At 43.8% G+C, this 15,915-nt stretch carries 12 protein-coding genes and 2 rRNA genes; 1 reads left to right on the forward strand and 13 read right to left on the reverse strand.

Annotated elements, in window-relative coordinates; genetic code table 11:
• Positions 1–138: 138 nt before the first annotated feature.
• The 4 genes from PHE24_05490 to PHE24_05505 are packed head-to-tail and all read right to left on the reverse strand — an operon-like array spanning position 139 to position 4,738.
• Entirely contained in the window at positions 139–1,701 is a 1,563-nt protein-coding gene (locus tag PHE24_05490) for a glycosyltransferase family 39 protein (protein MDD4902559.1), read from the reverse strand.
• Positions 1,698–2,420: a polyprenol monophosphomannose synthase gene (locus PHE24_05495; GenBank protein ID MDD4902560.1), complete on the reverse strand. Its 723-nt coding sequence runs from the start codon at positions 2,418–2,420 to the stop codon at positions 1,698–1,700. Before PHE24_05495 ends, PHE24_05490 begins: the two co-directional genes overlap by 4 nt.
• Positions 2,417–3,043 (reverse strand): class I SAM-dependent methyltransferase, encoded by a 627-nt coding sequence (locus PHE24_05500; protein MDD4902561.1) that lies wholly within the window; start codon positions 3,041–3,043, stop codon positions 2,417–2,419. The genes PHE24_05495 and PHE24_05500 overlap by 4 nt, the downstream gene beginning before the upstream one ends.
• A 6-nt stretch (positions 3,044–3,049) precedes the next feature.
• Positions 3,050–4,738 carry a hypothetical protein gene (locus PHE24_05505; GenBank protein ID MDD4902562.1) on the reverse strand — a complete coding sequence of 563 codons (1,689 nt, stop codon included), beginning with the start codon at positions 4,736–4,738 and terminating at the stop codon, positions 3,050–3,052.
• A 565-nt stretch (positions 4,739–5,303) separates the two neighbouring features.
• Here PHE24_05505 and PHE24_05510 point away from each other — a divergent pair.
• Positions 5,304–5,867, forward strand: a complete 564-nt coding sequence (locus PHE24_05510; protein ID MDD4902563.1) for a CAP domain-containing protein — start codon at positions 5,304–5,306, stop codon at positions 5,865–5,867.
• A gap of 80 nt (positions 5,868–5,947) precedes the next feature.
• On the opposite strand, the gene PHE24_05515 is transcribed toward PHE24_05510, so the two are convergent.
• The 9 genes from PHE24_05515 to PHE24_05555 all read right to left on the reverse strand — a co-directional run.
• Positions 5,948–6,415: a hypothetical protein gene (locus tag PHE24_05515; GenBank protein ID MDD4902564.1), complete on the reverse strand. Its 468-nt coding sequence runs from the start codon at positions 6,413–6,415 to the stop codon at positions 5,948–5,950.
• Positions 6,416–6,494: 79 nt separating this feature from the next.
• Positions 6,495–7,826 carry an endonuclease Q family protein gene (locus PHE24_05520; GenBank protein ID MDD4902565.1) on the reverse strand — a complete coding sequence of 444 codons (1,332 nt, stop codon included), beginning with the start codon at positions 7,824–7,826 and terminating at the stop codon, positions 6,495–6,497.
• Positions 7,827–7,868: 42 nt separating this feature from the next.
• Positions 7,869–9,251, reverse strand: coding sequence for a phosphoglucosamine mutase (glmM, locus tag PHE24_05525; protein ID MDD4902566.1), 1,383 nt, complete (start codon positions 9,249–9,251; stop codon positions 7,869–7,871).
• A gap of 4 nt (positions 9,252–9,255) precedes the next feature.
• Entirely contained in the window at positions 9,256–9,999 is a 744-nt protein-coding gene (locus tag PHE24_05530) for an NTP transferase domain-containing protein (GenBank protein MDD4902567.1), read from the reverse strand.
• 121 nt (positions 10,000–10,120) lie between these two features.
• Entirely contained in the window at positions 10,121–10,606 is a 486-nt protein-coding gene (locus tag PHE24_05535; protein ID MDD4902568.1) for a hypothetical protein, read from the reverse strand.
• Between the two features lie 289 nt (positions 10,607–10,895).
• A complete protein-coding gene (locus PHE24_05540) occupies positions 10,896–11,534 on the reverse strand; it encodes a hypothetical protein (protein MDD4902569.1) in 639 nt (212 codons plus the stop codon).
• Positions 11,535–11,892: 358 nt separating this feature from the next.
• On the reverse strand, positions 11,893–12,339 hold the full coding sequence (locus tag PHE24_05545) for a hypothetical protein (GenBank protein MDD4902570.1): 447 nt from the start codon (positions 12,337–12,339) through the stop codon (positions 11,893–11,895).
• Between the two features lie 220 nt (positions 12,340–12,559).
• Positions 12,560–12,673: ribosomal RNA gene (gene rrf / locus PHE24_05550) — 5S ribosomal RNA — on the reverse strand.
• Positions 12,674–12,847: 174 nt separating this feature from the next.
• Positions 12,848–15,915 (reverse strand): 23S ribosomal RNA (locus PHE24_05555); the annotation flags it as partial.

Here is a 15,915-nt window from a genome sequence, read left to right on the forward strand (position 1 = left end):
GCGAACCGAATCCCGCCGCAGCGGAATTATCAGCCTGTTCGTTATATTCGGATATTTCGTAGGTTCGGATTATAATTTTTAACTCTTTTATTATAATTGATTTTCCCGTTTTTGGCAAGCATTTTTAAAAAGCGCCGATCACTTTTTTTCCATCAGCCAGACATAAGCGGGGCGATTAGCAACCCCGGGCCATTCCCTGACTTTGACAAAACCTTGCGCTTGAAGCCAGCTTTCGGCGATTAACGGCACGGCGGGAAAAGCTCCCTCGCCGTCGGAAACGAGCAAAAAAATTCTCCGGCTGTTTCCTAAAAAACCCGCAAGCTGGACGATATTGGCCTGATCGGTGGTCGGATAAACATTCGTCTTGATCGTCGTGCGCAAGAGATCGTTGCCGCGATATTTTTCGTCCAAAGGCGCGGCGGCCGGCAATTTTCCCCGATAATAAAAATCCAGCGGCAAGAGATCGAAGTAAAGCGCCGCAGCTATTTTATCGCCCGGACGTTCGTTCTGGCTGATAAAATCGGCCGCTCCTTTCCAGCTGGCATTGTCGATCGTCACCACCGAAAAGGCCCAAAAAGACATAATCGACAACAGGCAAAAAAGACCAATCAGCGCGACCCGCAAATATCGATCCGCCATTGACCAGCCATAACCAAGAATCAAAAACAAGCCGATCGCCGGAATTATCGCGTAACGCAAAACAAAAAGCTTGGTGAGGAACAGCCCGAAAAAGGAAAGGAAAAAAACCAGCCAGCAAAAAAAAGCGCCGGAGGAAAAATAAGTTCGCAATCGCAGGCCCTGCTTCCGGTCCAGGCTGATGGCGGCGAAAGAGCAGAAGCCCAAAATCGCCAGCAGAGAAAAAGCCAGCAGATTAAAAAAATATCCGTCAAACGGAGTTAAAAACTTTATCGAATCGAGCGCGATAATAAACCAAGGCTCGATCTGGCCGCTGATGTGGAAATACCAGGCGTCGCTTCTTAATCCGCTCAAGCGCGACTGCCAAAAATTCCAAAACCACAGCCCGTAAGCGGCAAAAATGATTAAAAATGGAAGGACAAATTTAGCCAACAGCGGCTTAAGCTCACTTTGTTTGGTCAGCCAAAGATAAGCCAGATAAACCGCATCGATGGCGAACAATAATCCCGCGGTTAAGTGTGTGAACAGCGCCGCCAGAGTGAAAAAAGTGAACAGCGCCGCGTTAACGGGAGTTTGCCGGCTGTGCGATTTGGTCAGCTTGAGAAAAAATAAAAAGGAAAGGGTCGCCAGCAAAAATAACATTGTGTTCATTCTGACCCAAATCCCATAATAACAAAAATAAGAAGAAAAGGCGTAAAGAGCGGCGGCGGCCAATCCGGCCATGCCTTTAGCAAAAACTTCTTTGCCTAAAAGATACAAAGCAATGATGGTTAATAGGCTCAAAAAAATCGAAGACAGATGAGCGGAAACTTCTGTCGCGCCGAATAGCACCAGCCAAAAATGCAGAAAATAATAATGCAGCGGCGGGTGCATTTCCCATTGGACATATGACCAAATCTGGCCCAACGGCTTGGCAGCCACCGAGAAGGAAACCGTTTCATCAAAAGTAAAGCTGGTTAAAAAGCCCATCAGCCAAAGCCGCAATCCCAAACCGGCCGCGATGATCAAAGTCAGCCAAAACCAATCTTTCTTGACAATTGATTTATCCAAAATAAATTTATTCATGATCGTTTCGCGTTGCGCCAATTACCAAATTTTAAAAATATGACCCTGACCAATGCTTCAAAGAATATTTTAAAATTGAATTTTGATTTGCCCGCTTCCCGCTCGGTGAAGACGATCGGGATCTCTTTGACTTTATAACCCTGCTTTAGCGCCAGATAAGTCGTCTCGATCTGAAAAACATAGCCCTGGGAATCAAGCCGGTCTAAATCGATTTTTTCCAAAACAGCGCGGCGATAACATTTAAAACCGCCGGTCAGATCGCGAATCGGCACGGCTAAGATCGACCGGGCGTAAATATTGCCCAGCAAACTGACCAATCTTCTGGTTAATCCCCAATTCACTATTGCCCCGCCCTTAACGTAGCGCGAACCCAAAACCAGATCCGCGTCATTCATCTCGCGCAAAAAAACCGGAAGATAGCGGCAATCGTGGGAAAAATCTGCATCCATTTCCATAATATAATCGGCCCCGCAAGCCAAGGCCAGCTTAAAGCCGGCGACATAGGCCGAACCCAAACCGCTCTTGATCGGACGATGAATGACTTCGACTCCGGCCATTTCTTCCGCCAGATTGTCAGCCAAGATACCGGTGCCGTCCGGAGAATTATCATCAACGATAATCACGGACAAATTTTCCATAGCCAAAGAAAAAATTTCCTTGACCAAGCCGGCCAAATTATTTTTTTCGTTATAAGTCGGAATGACGATGATCGTTTTCATATTCGTTTTTTAGCCACAAAAAACCAATGCATTTTGAAAGGCCGGGAATAAATTTTTATCACTTCGAAAAAGGGACTTAAGAGATCGATCACTTCTTTTTTATGGCGATGGCGATGATACGGTTCGGCGACGAAATGCCGGCGGGAAAAAGACAGTTTCCGTAATTTCCAAAGCCAGGATTTTCCCGGTACCGAACCGATCAGCAATCCGTCCGGTTGCAAAATCCGGCTGATCTCCGCCAGGGCTTTTTCCGGCTGCAACAAATGCTCCAGCACCTCGGTGCAGACAACAGTGCGAAAAAAATCAGCTGTAAAAGGCAGGATGTTTTCCAGATCGGCTAAATAATATTCATTGCCCGGAGCGTTGATCTTAGCTTTCGCGATATTGCGCGGATTCAAATCCACTCCCGCCGATCCGGCCGGCAGATGCCGGGAGATTAAGCCGGTTCCGCATCCGGCATCAAGATATTTTTCTTGCCCGAATTCTTTAAGCAGTTTGATCACTTCTCTTTCCCTGAAGCGGTGCAAGAAAGTTTCCGGGCCGACAAAATGATCGGCCGCTTCCGCCCAATCGTAATCTTCCGCTTCCTGATAATATTTTTTCACTTTTTCGTTATCCATCATGATCGATCACTGATTAGTCTGCCTGACGAAAATTTCCGCCAACCCGTCGTTGTAAACCGAACGCCACCGGGGCGAAGCGCGCAGATACTCAAGAAAAGAAAAACTTTTTTTGATGTCAGAATTGATCTGTTCCATATTCAAGTTAAAATACCATATTTCCCACCAAGGAATCTTGGGATAATCCTCTTTCGGGCTGATGAGCACCAGGCCGATATCATAATACTGCATTTGAGCGATCATTTGCTCGGGATCGAAAAACGCCTTATACTCTTCAAGCGCTGTCCGGCCGCGCATGGGATATTCAGGCAAGCGCCCGTCGATGAATAATTTTCTTTCCGGATATTGCCAGATCAGATAGCCGCCCCAGCCGTAATCATTGAAAATCTTCAAATCGTTCCATTCCGGGTGCGCTTGCAAAAAAGCCACGGCCTGATACGGATATTGGTCCTGGTAATTTTTTTCCGGCGTCGCGGTGAAAGGCGTCCGGAAAATAAAAATGCCCGCGCCCGCCAACAGAGCCAGCGTTAAAACGGCCAGGGATAAATTTTTTAGCGCTATATTTATTTTTCTTTTTCCCGGTAAACGGGCATTGCCGGCCGGCATTGGCAGAGAAGTTTCCGGTTCCGGCTTTAGGGCGAAGAAATTGATAAAAAAACAGGAAATAATCGGCAAGGAAACAATAAATAATAAAGGGAAATGCCGCCGGGCTTTGAAGGCCAGCGCGGCGAAAAAAATAACTAAAATGGTTTGGTAAAGGTCGATTTTTCGGCGTTGCCCGCCTTTAATGAAAAAAGCGGCGAAAAATAACAGCGCCAAAAAAATCAAAACGATCTCGAGATAGCCTAACTGCGGAAAAACAAAGGGATAGCTGTATTGGCTCTGCCATTCGCCAAGGTAGATTTGATAAAAAGAATCGCGGCAACCCAATAAAAAAAGGTGAAGGCGATAACCGTAAGGGGTGGCGAGCGTCGCCGCCAGAGCCAAAAAAGAAAATCCGGCCAAGCTGCCGATTTGTTTGAGGTTTAAAACTCCGCGGTAATCGATAAAGCGAACGGGAAATTTTTTGGCGCTCCATAATTCTCCGGCCTTAACGAGGGCGAACAGCCCCAAGACAAAAAAGCCGACCAAGAATCCGCCATGAGCCGAGGCCCAAAAAATAAAAAGCGGAATCAGCCAAACCAGCAGGCGGTAATTTTTGTTCCGCTGATAAAGATAGATGATGATAGCAAGAAGGAGCAGACAAAGAATGGTTATTTCCTGCACCCTGACGCCCAATAGCGGCAAGCTGGCATAAGTGCCGAAAGCTTGCAAAATTAAAACGAAAAACAAACCCCGATCGTCAGTCAGAAAAAATTTTCTGGTGAAGGCGAGCTGGATTATCAAGGCGGCGACGATCAGCAGGGCGAAAAAAACGCTTAACGCGATATAACCGAAATAATGATAAACCAAATAAACGAATATTTCCGGCAGCCATTCGTGATCGACCCAGCGCGTTCCCGATAAAGTATAATCTTCATAATTGATGTCCGGCACGGCGCGAGTCTGCCAGATCTGCTCGCCCATTTTCAAATGCCAGCCGAAATCCGGGTCAAGATAACCGAAAGAATTATTCAGCAAGACCGCGAAAACAAAAAGATAAAACGCGACCAGCAGTATTTTTAGCCAAATTTTACTTGGCTTTTTTTCTTCTAACATACTTTATTATTATAGCAAACTATAAGGCATAATCCGAACCTGCGAAATTATTTTAAAAAGTCCCCTCCTCGGGAGGGGTGGCCGCGCCTCGCGGACGGGGAGGGTCTATTACTGACATTATTTCAAAAATCTTTGCCACTTTTTTTAAAAAAAGTGGCGCAAAAAACTGCGCGCAGGGACAAATTTTGGGACGCTTCGCTATGAAACCTAGCAAAATTGCTATACTCGTCCGCTTTTATTTATAAATTTATTATAATAAAGAAGCGGCCTTCGGACAACGCAATTTTGCACGGTTTCCACGCTGCGCGTCTTATCCAAAATTTTCCAATGCGCGCTACAAGGAAATTAATTTATTTTATAATGACTTTTATCATTGACAGCAATCGGTAATTTTGCTATAATTATTATAGATAAAGTCAAAATTAACTTTATCCAAAAATAAAAACAAAAAATGAAAAATTTGCAAAAACGGGCGAATTCACCGATTTCTATTTTTTATTGCCTAAAATTAAATAAATATCTCTACTCTATTTCCCTCTTTGCCATAGTGCTGGGGATTTTTTTATTGCCTAAAACGGCCTTAATGGCCTCGATCACGCCTGATAAAATAATTTCTCTGACCAATAAAGAAAGGGACCGCGCGGGATTAGATTCGCTTGATCTTAACGATCAACTGACCAAAGCCGCGGTGAACAAGGCGCAAGCCGTTTTAGACAGCCAGACATTCGATCACGCCATCAACGGCAAAAAATTTTCCAGCTGGATCAGAGAAACCGGCTATCAATATTCGCTGGTGGGCGAAAATTTGGCAATGGACTTTATCACCGCGGAGGGATTACTGCGGGCCTGGATCGCTTCGCCTGAACATCGCGCCAATATTTTAAATGACAAATACGGCGAGATCGGCGTCGGCATCGCCGAAGGAAAATTCGCCGGGCAAGATACGATCATCGTCGCCGAAATTTTCGGCGCCCCGCTCGTCAAACCCGCGCCGATCCCCAAAAGTATCTCCCGCCTTAACGAGCGAATCATGCCTTGGGAAAGCGGCTCAAAAAATTATTTATCCATCTATCATTCTTTCCTCGGAAATTTATCCCGGCTCGCCGCCAGTCACGCCAATCTCTTTTAAAAATTTTCAATACTGATATCAAAAATATCCGCCAACCGCGGATATTTTTTACTTTTTACTTACTGCTTTTTACTTAATTATCAGTCCGCGCCATATACTCCTCCCGAGTAATCAGTATCATTCTTGATCTTCAAAATAAATCTTTCGACGTTAACTTGATGGTTATTGTCGTTAAAAACCACTTCGGCCAAATATCGATCAGCTTGTCCATGATAGAAAATCAAGGCGCGATTAACATTGATAAAATCAACGTCATCGACCGTTGCGCTGCTGTCACCGGCATGATTTGCCTCCGCCAAGGCCGAAATATTGCCACGGATGTATGATTCCACCTCGTCCAGCGCTTTATTAAAACTATCAACCACGAGATCGCGATCGGCGGCATCAACCGGGGCTATTTTTTGCCGATTGACTCCGGCGGCAAATTGCACATTTCCGCTAAAAATAAAAACAAGGAAGACGGCCGCCGCAACTGAAAAAAGGGAATAAAGCGCCACGCCCAGAAAAAAATTTTCTCTTTTCTCGCGTATTTTTTTTCTCTGCCTCATATGATTATATAAAATGAATAAGATCGGCAGGACCGAGATCAGCCAAAACTTCCCGTCGGTAATTCTTTTTCGGGCACCCTCAAAAAAGCGGTTTTTGCGTTTTACCTTGAAGTTTTTCCGCTGCAGAAAATATTTTAATTGCGCCATATTGTCCGTCAAAACCGGGTTTAATTTCTAATTTTCCTTCTCTGACTCTTTTTATTCCTTCCGCCACCAGCGGCAAGGATTTTTTCGCCAGCGATTCTTCGGGCAAATCCATTAAAATCGAGAGTTCCGGACCAAAATTTTTGATCATCCGGTTGTATTCGGTTTTAACTTTTTGCGAGCTTCTTGATTTAACACTCAAAGCTTCGGCGATTATTTTGTCCAGTTCAACTAATTTGATGTAGGGATAACTTTTGGGCGACTTGCCGCCCTCGGGGCGGTCAGCCAATTCTTCAACGCGATTTAAAACGCCAATGGTGAGAGGTTTTTTGCAAACCGGACAAATTCCTTTTAGCTTTTTAGTTTCCAAGGGCGTTAGAGAAATTCCGCAAGCGGCATGGCCGTCATAATGATACATCCCCTCTTCCGGATAAAATTCTATCGTCTTGATTATTTTCTTAAGATCCTTATTCTTTATTGTATCATAAATTTCTTGATAGGAAAAATCATTTAAGTCAAATACGTTACATTCCCGGCCCAGATTAGCCAAGCTATGCGCGTCGGAATTTGAAAGCAGCGTCAAGTTGTCAAGCGCGGTCAAGCGCCAATTCATTTCCGGGTCAGATGACAATCCTGTTTCATAGGCGTAAATATTTTTAGTCTGGTCGCGAAAACATTCTTCCATCTTATCAAAACCGGACTTCGAGCCGAAAACCGAAAACCAGGGCGTCCAGATATGCGCCGGATAAATCAAGAATTGCGGATGAATGTCCAAACAAATTTTCACCAAGTCGGGTGCGCTCATTCCCAAAATCGGCCGGCCATCAGAACGGATATTAAATTTCTTGTCCAAATATTCGTTCAGCTTTTTTGCCGCGGCGATATTCGGCGCCATGATTACCAAATGAATTCTTCTCGCGTGCGGCCCGCCGTCTTTATAGATCAAAGCCACTTCCGTCGAGAGAATAAATTTAATAAAAGAGTCCCCTCTCGAGAGGGGTGCCGAGCCCGCCGCGTCCGCCTTGGGCGTGGGCGAGGCGGGGTGTGTTACGTTTGTACCGCTTTTTAGCCGGTATAAACCGCTGACGCCGATTTCTTCCAGTTCCTCTTCGATATTTTTGAACCACAACGGATAAGTGAAATCGCCGGTGGCGATAATATCAATGCCCTTGATCCGGCAAGCCGCGTCAATGTTCGGCAAAGTTAATTGCCCCGAACAGGCGCGAGAATATTTGGAATGGATATGGAGATCTAAAATTTGTTTCATAATACTGCTATATTACCACCTCCGATAATTTTGGCAAAGAAATCAAATAATCTCTTTAAGTTCGGCGATCATTTTTTGCGCTAATTGTTCCGCCTTAGCCGGCGAATCGCTTTCGGCATAGATGCGGGCGATCGGCTCGGTATTAGAGGGGCGCAATTGCACCCACTCATGATCAAAATCAATCCTTAATCCGTCAACTTTATCGATCCGCGAGCCTTGATATATTTTTTCCAGTTGCGAATAAATCTTCGGCCAATCGATCTTCCCGGGCATTTCGATTTTATTTTTGGCAATGAAATAAGCCGGGAAAGTTTTTCTCAATTCCGAACATTTGCCTTTAAATTCAGCCAGCGCGCTTAAAAATAAAGCAATGCCAACTAACGCATCGCGCCCATAATGCAGTTCGGGATAAATCACTCCGCCATTGCCTTCGCCGCCAATTACCGCTTTAACTTCTTTCATCTTCGCCACCACATTCACTTCGCCGACCGCCGAAGGGAAATATCGTCCGCCGCGTTTTTCGGTAACGTCTTGCAAAGCTCGGCTGGATGACAAATTGGAAACCGTATTACCGGCACCGCTCTTAGCTAAGACGTGATCAGCCACCGCGACCAAGACATATTCCTCATTAAAAAAACTGCCGTCTTCGCAGACTAATGACATCCGATCGCCGTCCGGATCAACCACAATTCCCAAATCGCATTTTTTTTCCATCACCAAGGCGGACAAATCTCCTAAATTTTTATCCAGCGGTTCGGGATGATGGGCAAAGTGTCCGGACAGATCGCAATTTAATTTTTCAATTTTATTTACACCTAAACGCTTTAAAAGTTCGGGAACATCGCGCCCGCCGACCGAATTGATGCCGTCGACCGCGATTATAAAATTACGTTCGGCGATCGCCAGCCGATCAACTAGGCCTAAGGCTAAAATCTTATCCAGATGCTCGGCCAAAAAATATTCCCGCTGAATTATTTTCCCGAATTTTTCTTCGCCGGCCAGATCAAACTTCAAATCCTCCGCGATCGCTAAAACTTTTTCGCCTTGCGCTTGAGTTAAAAATTCTCCGCTCGCCTCAACCAACTTTAATCCATTCCAGCCATTAGGATTATGCGAAGCGGAAATAATAATACCGCCGGCAGCCTGGCTGGATATGACTGCCATCTGCAAGCTGGGAGTAGACAATAGGCCAGCATCGATAACTTCAACGCCCAGACTTGCCAAAGCATTAGCCGCCAAATTATGATAAATTTCGCTGGAAGGGCGGGAATCGCGGCCGATGATTATTTTCGGCTCACTAACTTTTTCCTTTAAAAATTGCCCGAAAGCCATGACGAATTTTACCGTCTCTAATGCCCCCAATCCTTCACCGGTTCGGCCGCCGACGGTCCCGCGAATGCCGGAAATTGATTTGATCAAAGTCATAGATTTATTTTTCCTCTAATATTTTTTCCGCGATTGCCAATTCTTCGCGGCTGTTAATTCCCATTGCTTCATGCGCCTCGATGGGCAAACTCTCGATCTCCAAACCTGACTCGAAAGCGATTTTTACCATATCAGTCAAATAATATTCGCTTTGCTTATTGTTATTGCGCAATTTATCAATATTGTCCCAGAGCCATGATTTCCTGAAACAAAAAAGTCCGGGATTTACTTCGGTGATCTTTTTTGTTTCCTCGCTAGCGTCCTTGAATTCCTTAATCTCAATTATCTCGCCAGCTTCATCACGGACGATCCTTCCCCAGTGGCGGAAATTTTCCCGCCAATCTTCAAAATCAGGCAAGTTAACTGTCATCATGGTCAATTCCCCTTGATGAGCCTTTACCAAATTTCTGATCGTTTCTTTGGTGATAAACGGATGATCGCCATAAAGACCGATCAAATTCTTGACTTCTTCCTCTACTGATTCTCGGGCACAGGAAAAAGCATGGCCGGTGCCTAATTGTTCATCCTGGATGGCATAATCACAATCAAATTCGCTTAACGCCTGCCTGATCATTTCCTGATTATCCGGCGAAACAACAATAATCGGCCGGTCGCAAACGCCGGACGCCACCACTTCCCGAAGCAAGCGCTTGATCATCGGCTCGCCATTTAAGGGAACTAAAACCTTGGGCAATTCGGAGTTCATCCGCGTTCCCTTGCCGGCCGCCAATATAATCACTTGATTCATAAAAAATTATTAGTATTAGCTTTACTATAATAACAAATATTATCAAATAAAAAAAGCCCGCACTGTAGAAATGCGAGCTTTGTCAACCTGATTTATGGTTGAAAAAATTTCAGCGACCCGGTTAATCGCGCGGATCATGTTCTCTTGGAAAAAGCGGACGTATTTCAAAAACAACTACGTCGTCTTCTGATACCGAGACCCGATTCGTTTCAATCGCCTTCAGCGGATGGTCAGCGGGAGTTCGCCGCGGCGGCCGAGGAATAGAAAGCTTATTTCTGGCTGCCGCTCCGGAGAGGGCATTGATTTGCTCGTCGAATTTGCGAGCCAAAGGATCGCCGCCGCCCATGGTCGGATCGCCTTCGATAATAATTGTCAGGAAAGTGTCCCCGGCCGACGTCGGATTAAAACCGCCGGGCGAAATTTTTCCCGGCCAGCCGTTTTTCTTGAAAAAAAAGAAATTTCCCAGCTCTGATTTGTGATACAGAATATTGGCCCGCTCGCCCTGGGAAAATCTTTTCAGCCAAAGCTGGAAGAAAAACGACTCGACCGATAACAGCGCGTTTAAAATCATCTTAAAGAACGCTTTGATTACTTCACTAACACTCACAACAACCTCCTTAATTAAGTGAATTTCTCAAATCTATTTCCTTATCTTTTATCATATTCCCCCTCAAAAGTCAACGCTCGATTAGTCAATTAGTTGATTAGGCACTTAGTCGTAAAATTTATCGATTTACTACAAAAAAACGGTCGCAGTCCGCGGCGACCAGTCCTGAACTTTCTTATCCTGAGTTTGCCGAAGGAGCCGATGAAGACTGCGACGGAACAAAAAAACGGCGAAGATTCTTGAAAATAAAAATGGTCACAGCCTGCGATGAGACTGTGACCAAACAAATTTATCTTTTGAAACGGAGAGAAACATGATTTTGAGGCAACGTCTCTCCCGGACCGCCCCAGCTATTTAAAGAAGAATAGCTCCCAACCCCCAAGACAAATCCGGCATAAAGGCAGGGAACGCAGAGATGATTATATCTTCTCTGCGGCCCATAATCGGGTTTCCAGAAACCCGGCGGATGAGCAAAATCATCATGATAATAACGATAAACTGATTTCCAGGCAAGGATTGTTTTATCGCCAAAATATTTTTCAAAGAACAGAAAACCTTTAGCTCTTATGGCCCATAGATCAAAAAATCCTAACTGACTCTCCATCATCCTGTTTTTCACTAGATAGGCATACATTTCATTAGCATCGACGAATCCCACCCCGGGCTCATCATCAGGATGGCGCCATTGCTCGACGTCACTGATATCATACCTCTTCGGCCCACTAAGCTGGATGTCTGGATGCAAAACTACACCGGCAACAAAATATTTCGGTGCTTCATGCCAAAGTGTTTCATTGAAACGATAAATTCCTTCCGAGTAATAACCCTGCATAGAACCACCGGGTTTGTCGTAGTAATGCCCTTGCGAGTCAACATTGATAACGATAACAGGATCAATGACAGGTTTTTTTATTTGATCATATCTCATTATCTCCTCCTTTGCTGAATATCGTTTTCATTGGATCTTTTATAAATTACAATTTATTGTAAAAAGGACTAATCAATGAAAGTTAATCACGTTTCAATAATTTTGTCAACGACCACTATTAATATTCCTTATAGCGAGCATTGAAAATTTCCGTTAAGTCACGAGCGTAGAAGCCGTGTAAAATTTCACTGTTTGAGCGCGCCTCGCGCGAGTTTGAAATTTTACTAGGCTTCCTAGCGGAGTGATAGGAAATTTTCACCTGCGAGCAGTTTTTGCGCCACTTTTTTAAAAAAGTGGCAAAGAGATAATTATCAGCGTCTCAGCCCAAGGCAAAATGCGCCGTAGCTAAATTAATTATTTATTTTTCAACTTTCCTAATTTTATTACCCAACGCCTCATTAAGTATATTTATATCAATTGTTTTCAAATAGTATGAGTTGTCCTTTCTATAAAAATCTAACCATTTCAGATAGTTATCCGATTTACGAAAAAAGAGCCAAATTATTTTCCACGAACCTCCTAGAAGACCTAGGCCAGCCCCAATAAATATACTTATTGAAAAACCAAAAGAATATTTAATAAAAAAATAATAATTAGCCAATAAAATTATAAATCCTGCAATACTATATGCAGATATTGTTATAATATATTTTTTTAAAACTGGCTGTTGCTTTATAATATTTTTTTGCCCAAGCCTTATTGTTGCTGGAATATCAAAAAATAATGGAATAAAAATATTAGCAAATAAATAAAAAAATGTGGTGAAAAAAATTACTATAATAAGCGTTGCCAATAGCATTATCATATAAAATTTTTATTATTGTCTTATAATTTATAATTACCACAAATCTCTAAAAATAGCAAAAAACCTGCCGTTATGGCAGGTTGATTGAATTTGATTACATTATTCTGGCGGCTTCCTACTCTACCAGGGCTCACCCCGTCATCCGACGGGGCAAGGGCCACAATCACTGCAAACAAAAAAACCTGCCCTTGAAGCAGGTTAATTGAATTTGATTGCATTATTCTGGCGGCTTCCTACTCTACCAGGGCTCAGGCCCAAGTACCATCGGAGCAAGCGGGCTTAACTTCTGAGTTCGGGATGGGATCAGGTGTGACCCCGCCGCGATGCCACCAAAATAATAAAATCAAATTAGCAAAAAACTTTGATAACTGAATACTTAGACTGCTAAACTAAAATTTTACTGAAATCTACAAAACCTGTTCGTAGTATTCGCGTAAAATTCGTAGTATTCGCATTATACAACCAACTTGGTTAAAGGTAAAACGTGTGTCATCTTAGAAACAAAAATGTGGGAAAATCAAATGGTTTATTAGTACCTCTCCGCTCAATACCTTGCGGTACTTACACGTAAGGCCTATCAAGGCAGTATTCTCCTGCCAACCTATGAAACCTAATCTCAGAGACAGCTTCGCGCTTAGATGCTTTCAGCGCTTATCAAAACCGAAGGTAGCTACTCGGCAATGCCCCTGGCGGGACAGTCGATACACCAGAGCTTCGTTAATCCCGGTCCTCTCGTACTAGGGATTAGACTCTTCAAGTTTCCGCGACCATAGTAGATAGGAGACCAACCTGTCTTACGCATTTCTTAATCGTCTGTTACCAAACGTATGGACTATACCACCATCCGGTTTTAACCGGAGGTCAACGTGTTAGCAATGCTCTTCGCATCACTCTCTCCCTGTGCGGGATCAGTCTCTACGGGGTTAAATTATGCCTCTTCCTTTTTTTGGAGTAGTTAAGTTCCCTGAACTTATCTATCATACCAGCCAATATTTCAAAATCTTTTTGATCTTTGACGTTCTCTTTCAGCTCAAATATCTTGATCATCAATTCCGCCTGACGTCTTTTTAAGATCAAATAAGGTTTTACTTGGGACAGAAAATCGACGATGTCATTTTTTTTATTGACGACATATTCCATTATTCCGTCTTTTCGTTCTCTCATATAACCGGCTCCGACCAGAGCGCAAACTCTCGCGAAGTTTTCTTTTTCTTTTTTGGCTTGGAAGAAGGCGATGCAGGGAGAAATCTGGAATCCGAACCGATAGGTCGGATTAGGTTTCAGCCTGACATAGATACTTCCATCACCATCGAGAAAACCGGCTAAATAAGCCAAATTTTTGACTGTGATGTTTTTAGACATAATCAACTTCCCTCGGTATTATCCTAACATGTGACAGGTTATTTTGCAATAACTAATGTCAGGACTTCACCGATATGAGTTGACTTTTTCGAATTCGATTACTCGAATAAGCCGCCAAATTGACGGTTTGAACCCAGCTCGCGTGCCTCTTTAATGGGCGAACAGCCCAACCCTTGGGAGCTTCTACACCCCCAGGATGAGACGGGCCGACATCGAGGTGCCGAACCTGGTCGTCGCTGTGGACGCTTGGACCAGACTAGCCTGTTATCCCCAGAGTAGCTTTTATCCGATGAGCTTCCACCATCCTATATTGGATGGTCGGATCACTAAGTTCTGCTTTCGCAACTGCTCGACGTGTCAGTCTTGCAGTAAAGCCGGCTTGTGCCTTTGCGCTATCTCCCGGGTTTCCATTCCGGGATAGCCGACCTTTGTAAACGCCTCAGTTACTTTTTATGAGGCATCCGCCCCAGACAAACTACCCGCCAGACACTGTTCCCCGGAAGGATTCACTTCCTAGGGTAAGAATTTAGAACAAACAAGGGTGGTATCTCACTGGTGCCCGAAGGCTCCCACCTATTCTGAACATGCGTATCCCAAATCCAATATCAAGTTATAGTAAAGCTTCATGGGGTCTTTTCGTCCAGCTATGGTTAATGAGCATCTTCACTCATCCTGCAATTTCGCCGAGTGCATCGTTGAGACAGCGCCCAACTAGTTACGCCATTCAAGCACGTCGGAACTTACCCGACAAGGAATTTCGCTAATCGCTTTGCTTAATATTACTATTAAGCCCACTTTCGTGGCTGCATATCGCTATGCAGATAGAACTCTATCTTTTCTACCTTTGGGTAGAATTTGACGTTTGGTTTCTGAGGATTCTAATTATATTTGCTCGAGATTTTTGATGATTCATTTTTTCAGTGATCAATGCGATTTTTATCGCGCCGCTTTTTGTTAAATGCTTTCCGTTTTTTATTAACTTCACGCATCTAACGAAAAAATTAAAATCATTTTTCTTGGAGGTTTGCAGTTGATATTTTTGAAAGAAAGGAATAATCACATTAATTAAATCCTCTCTTTTTGAAACGGAATATCGATATAAATGCTCTTTATGATTGTCATAACGGCGATTTATATAAATATTACCGACCTTGAAATAATCTTTCAATTTTTTCAAGCTATCGATGCTCTTTTCTCCTTGCACCACGGCAAATTCGTGGGCAATTTGGTAACCGGTTTTATATCCTCTTCTGATTCTTGACGTTTCTTTTCGATCCGGCTGTTTCACAAAATTAATTGAGAAACAACCTTCTCCGTCAACATAACCGGTTATCCAACCTAACATAATTAGTCTTTCCTGCTGATTGTCTGCACGAGACGAATTTTCACTTTTTGGCATAATTTTAGACAATTAATATATATTGTATTATACCATCAAGTAGCGCTCGATACTACAGGGTTTTACCCACAGAGTTTCCAGCATATAGTCAATTTAGGACAATTATAATTTACATCATAATTGGGCAGCTTCCTTATTTGTTTACCTATCTATAATCGTCCCAATCCTTCTCTGATATAAATCTCTCTATATTAGAGAACCTTAGGACGATTATAGTTATCGCCGGCGTTCATCCACGCTTCGGTTCAAGGCTTCACCTTGCGGTTAACCCCTCTCCTTAACGTTTGGACACTGGCCAGGCGTCACTCCCTATACATCCTCTTACGAGTTAGCAGAGAGCTGTGTTTTTGGTAAACAGTCCGTTGGGCTCTTTCGCTGCGGCCGATCTTGCGATCGGCAGGCCTTCTTGCGAACTTACGGCCGATTTTTTGCCGAGTTCCTTAACGATGATTCTCTCGTGCACCTTAGTCTTCTCGACTCGCCAACCTGTGTCGGTTTTAGTACGGGTACCGTTTCCTTAACCCTAGAGAGTTTTCTGGGAAGTCCCTCCCCGCAAATTGACGATCTATTGCTAGACCATCTGCATACGACCTCTTGAAATATCGCTCCGGATTTGCCTGGAGCTATTCTTGAAGCAATAAACGCATATACCAATATCGCGCTTGCGGTTCGAAACTTCGTTATCCCATTGGAAAAAAACGGTAGTGCTGGAATATTAACCAGCTTATCCATCGGCTACGCCCCCATTACAAAGGCCTCGTCTTAGGACCGACTAACCCTGGGCCGATTTACGTTGCCCAGGAAACCTTATGCTT

The organism is Patescibacteria group bacterium (genome assembly GCA_028707065.1).
In the GTDB taxonomy this organism is placed as follows: domain Bacteria; phylum Patescibacteriota; class Patescibacteriia; order Patescibacteriales; family WJLG01; genus JAQTUZ01.

Bases quoted from the DNA above. Each gene is read 5' to 3' on its own strand.
- PHE24_05490 (MDD4902559.1), bottom strand. From the start codon at position 1,701: ATGAATAAATTTATTTTGGATAAATCAATTGTCAAGAAAGATTGGTTT.
- PHE24_05495 (MDD4902560.1), bottom strand. From the start codon at position 2,420: ATGAAAACGATCATCGTCATTCCGACTTATAACGAAAAAAATAATTTG.
- PHE24_05500 (MDD4902561.1), bottom strand. From the start codon at position 3,043: ATGATGGATAACGAAAAAGTGAAAAAATATTATCAGGAAGCGGAAGAT.
- PHE24_05505 (MDD4902562.1), bottom strand. From the start codon at position 4,738: ATGTTAGAAGAAAAAAAGCCAAGTAAAATTTGGCTAAAAATACTGCTG.
- PHE24_05515 (MDD4902564.1), bottom strand. From the start codon at position 6,415: ATGAGGCAGAGAAAAAAAATACGCGAGAAAAGAGAAAATTTTTTTCTG.
- PHE24_05520 (MDD4902565.1), bottom strand. From the start codon at position 7,826: ATGAAACAAATTTTAGATCTCCATATCCATTCCAAATATTCTCGCGCC.
- glmM (MDD4902566.1), bottom strand. From the start codon at position 9,251: ATGACTTTGATCAAATCAATTTCCGGCATTCGCGGGACCGTCGGCGGC.
- PHE24_05530 (MDD4902567.1), bottom strand. From the start codon at position 9,999: ATGAATCAAGTGATTATATTGGCGGCCGGCAAGGGAACGCGGATGAAC.
- PHE24_05540 (MDD4902569.1), bottom strand. From the start codon at position 11,534: ATGAGATATGATCAAATAAAAAAACCTGTCATTGATCCTGTTATCGTT.
- PHE24_05545 (MDD4902570.1), bottom strand. From the start codon at position 12,339: ATGATAATGCTATTGGCAACGCTTATTATAGTAATTTTTTTCACCACA.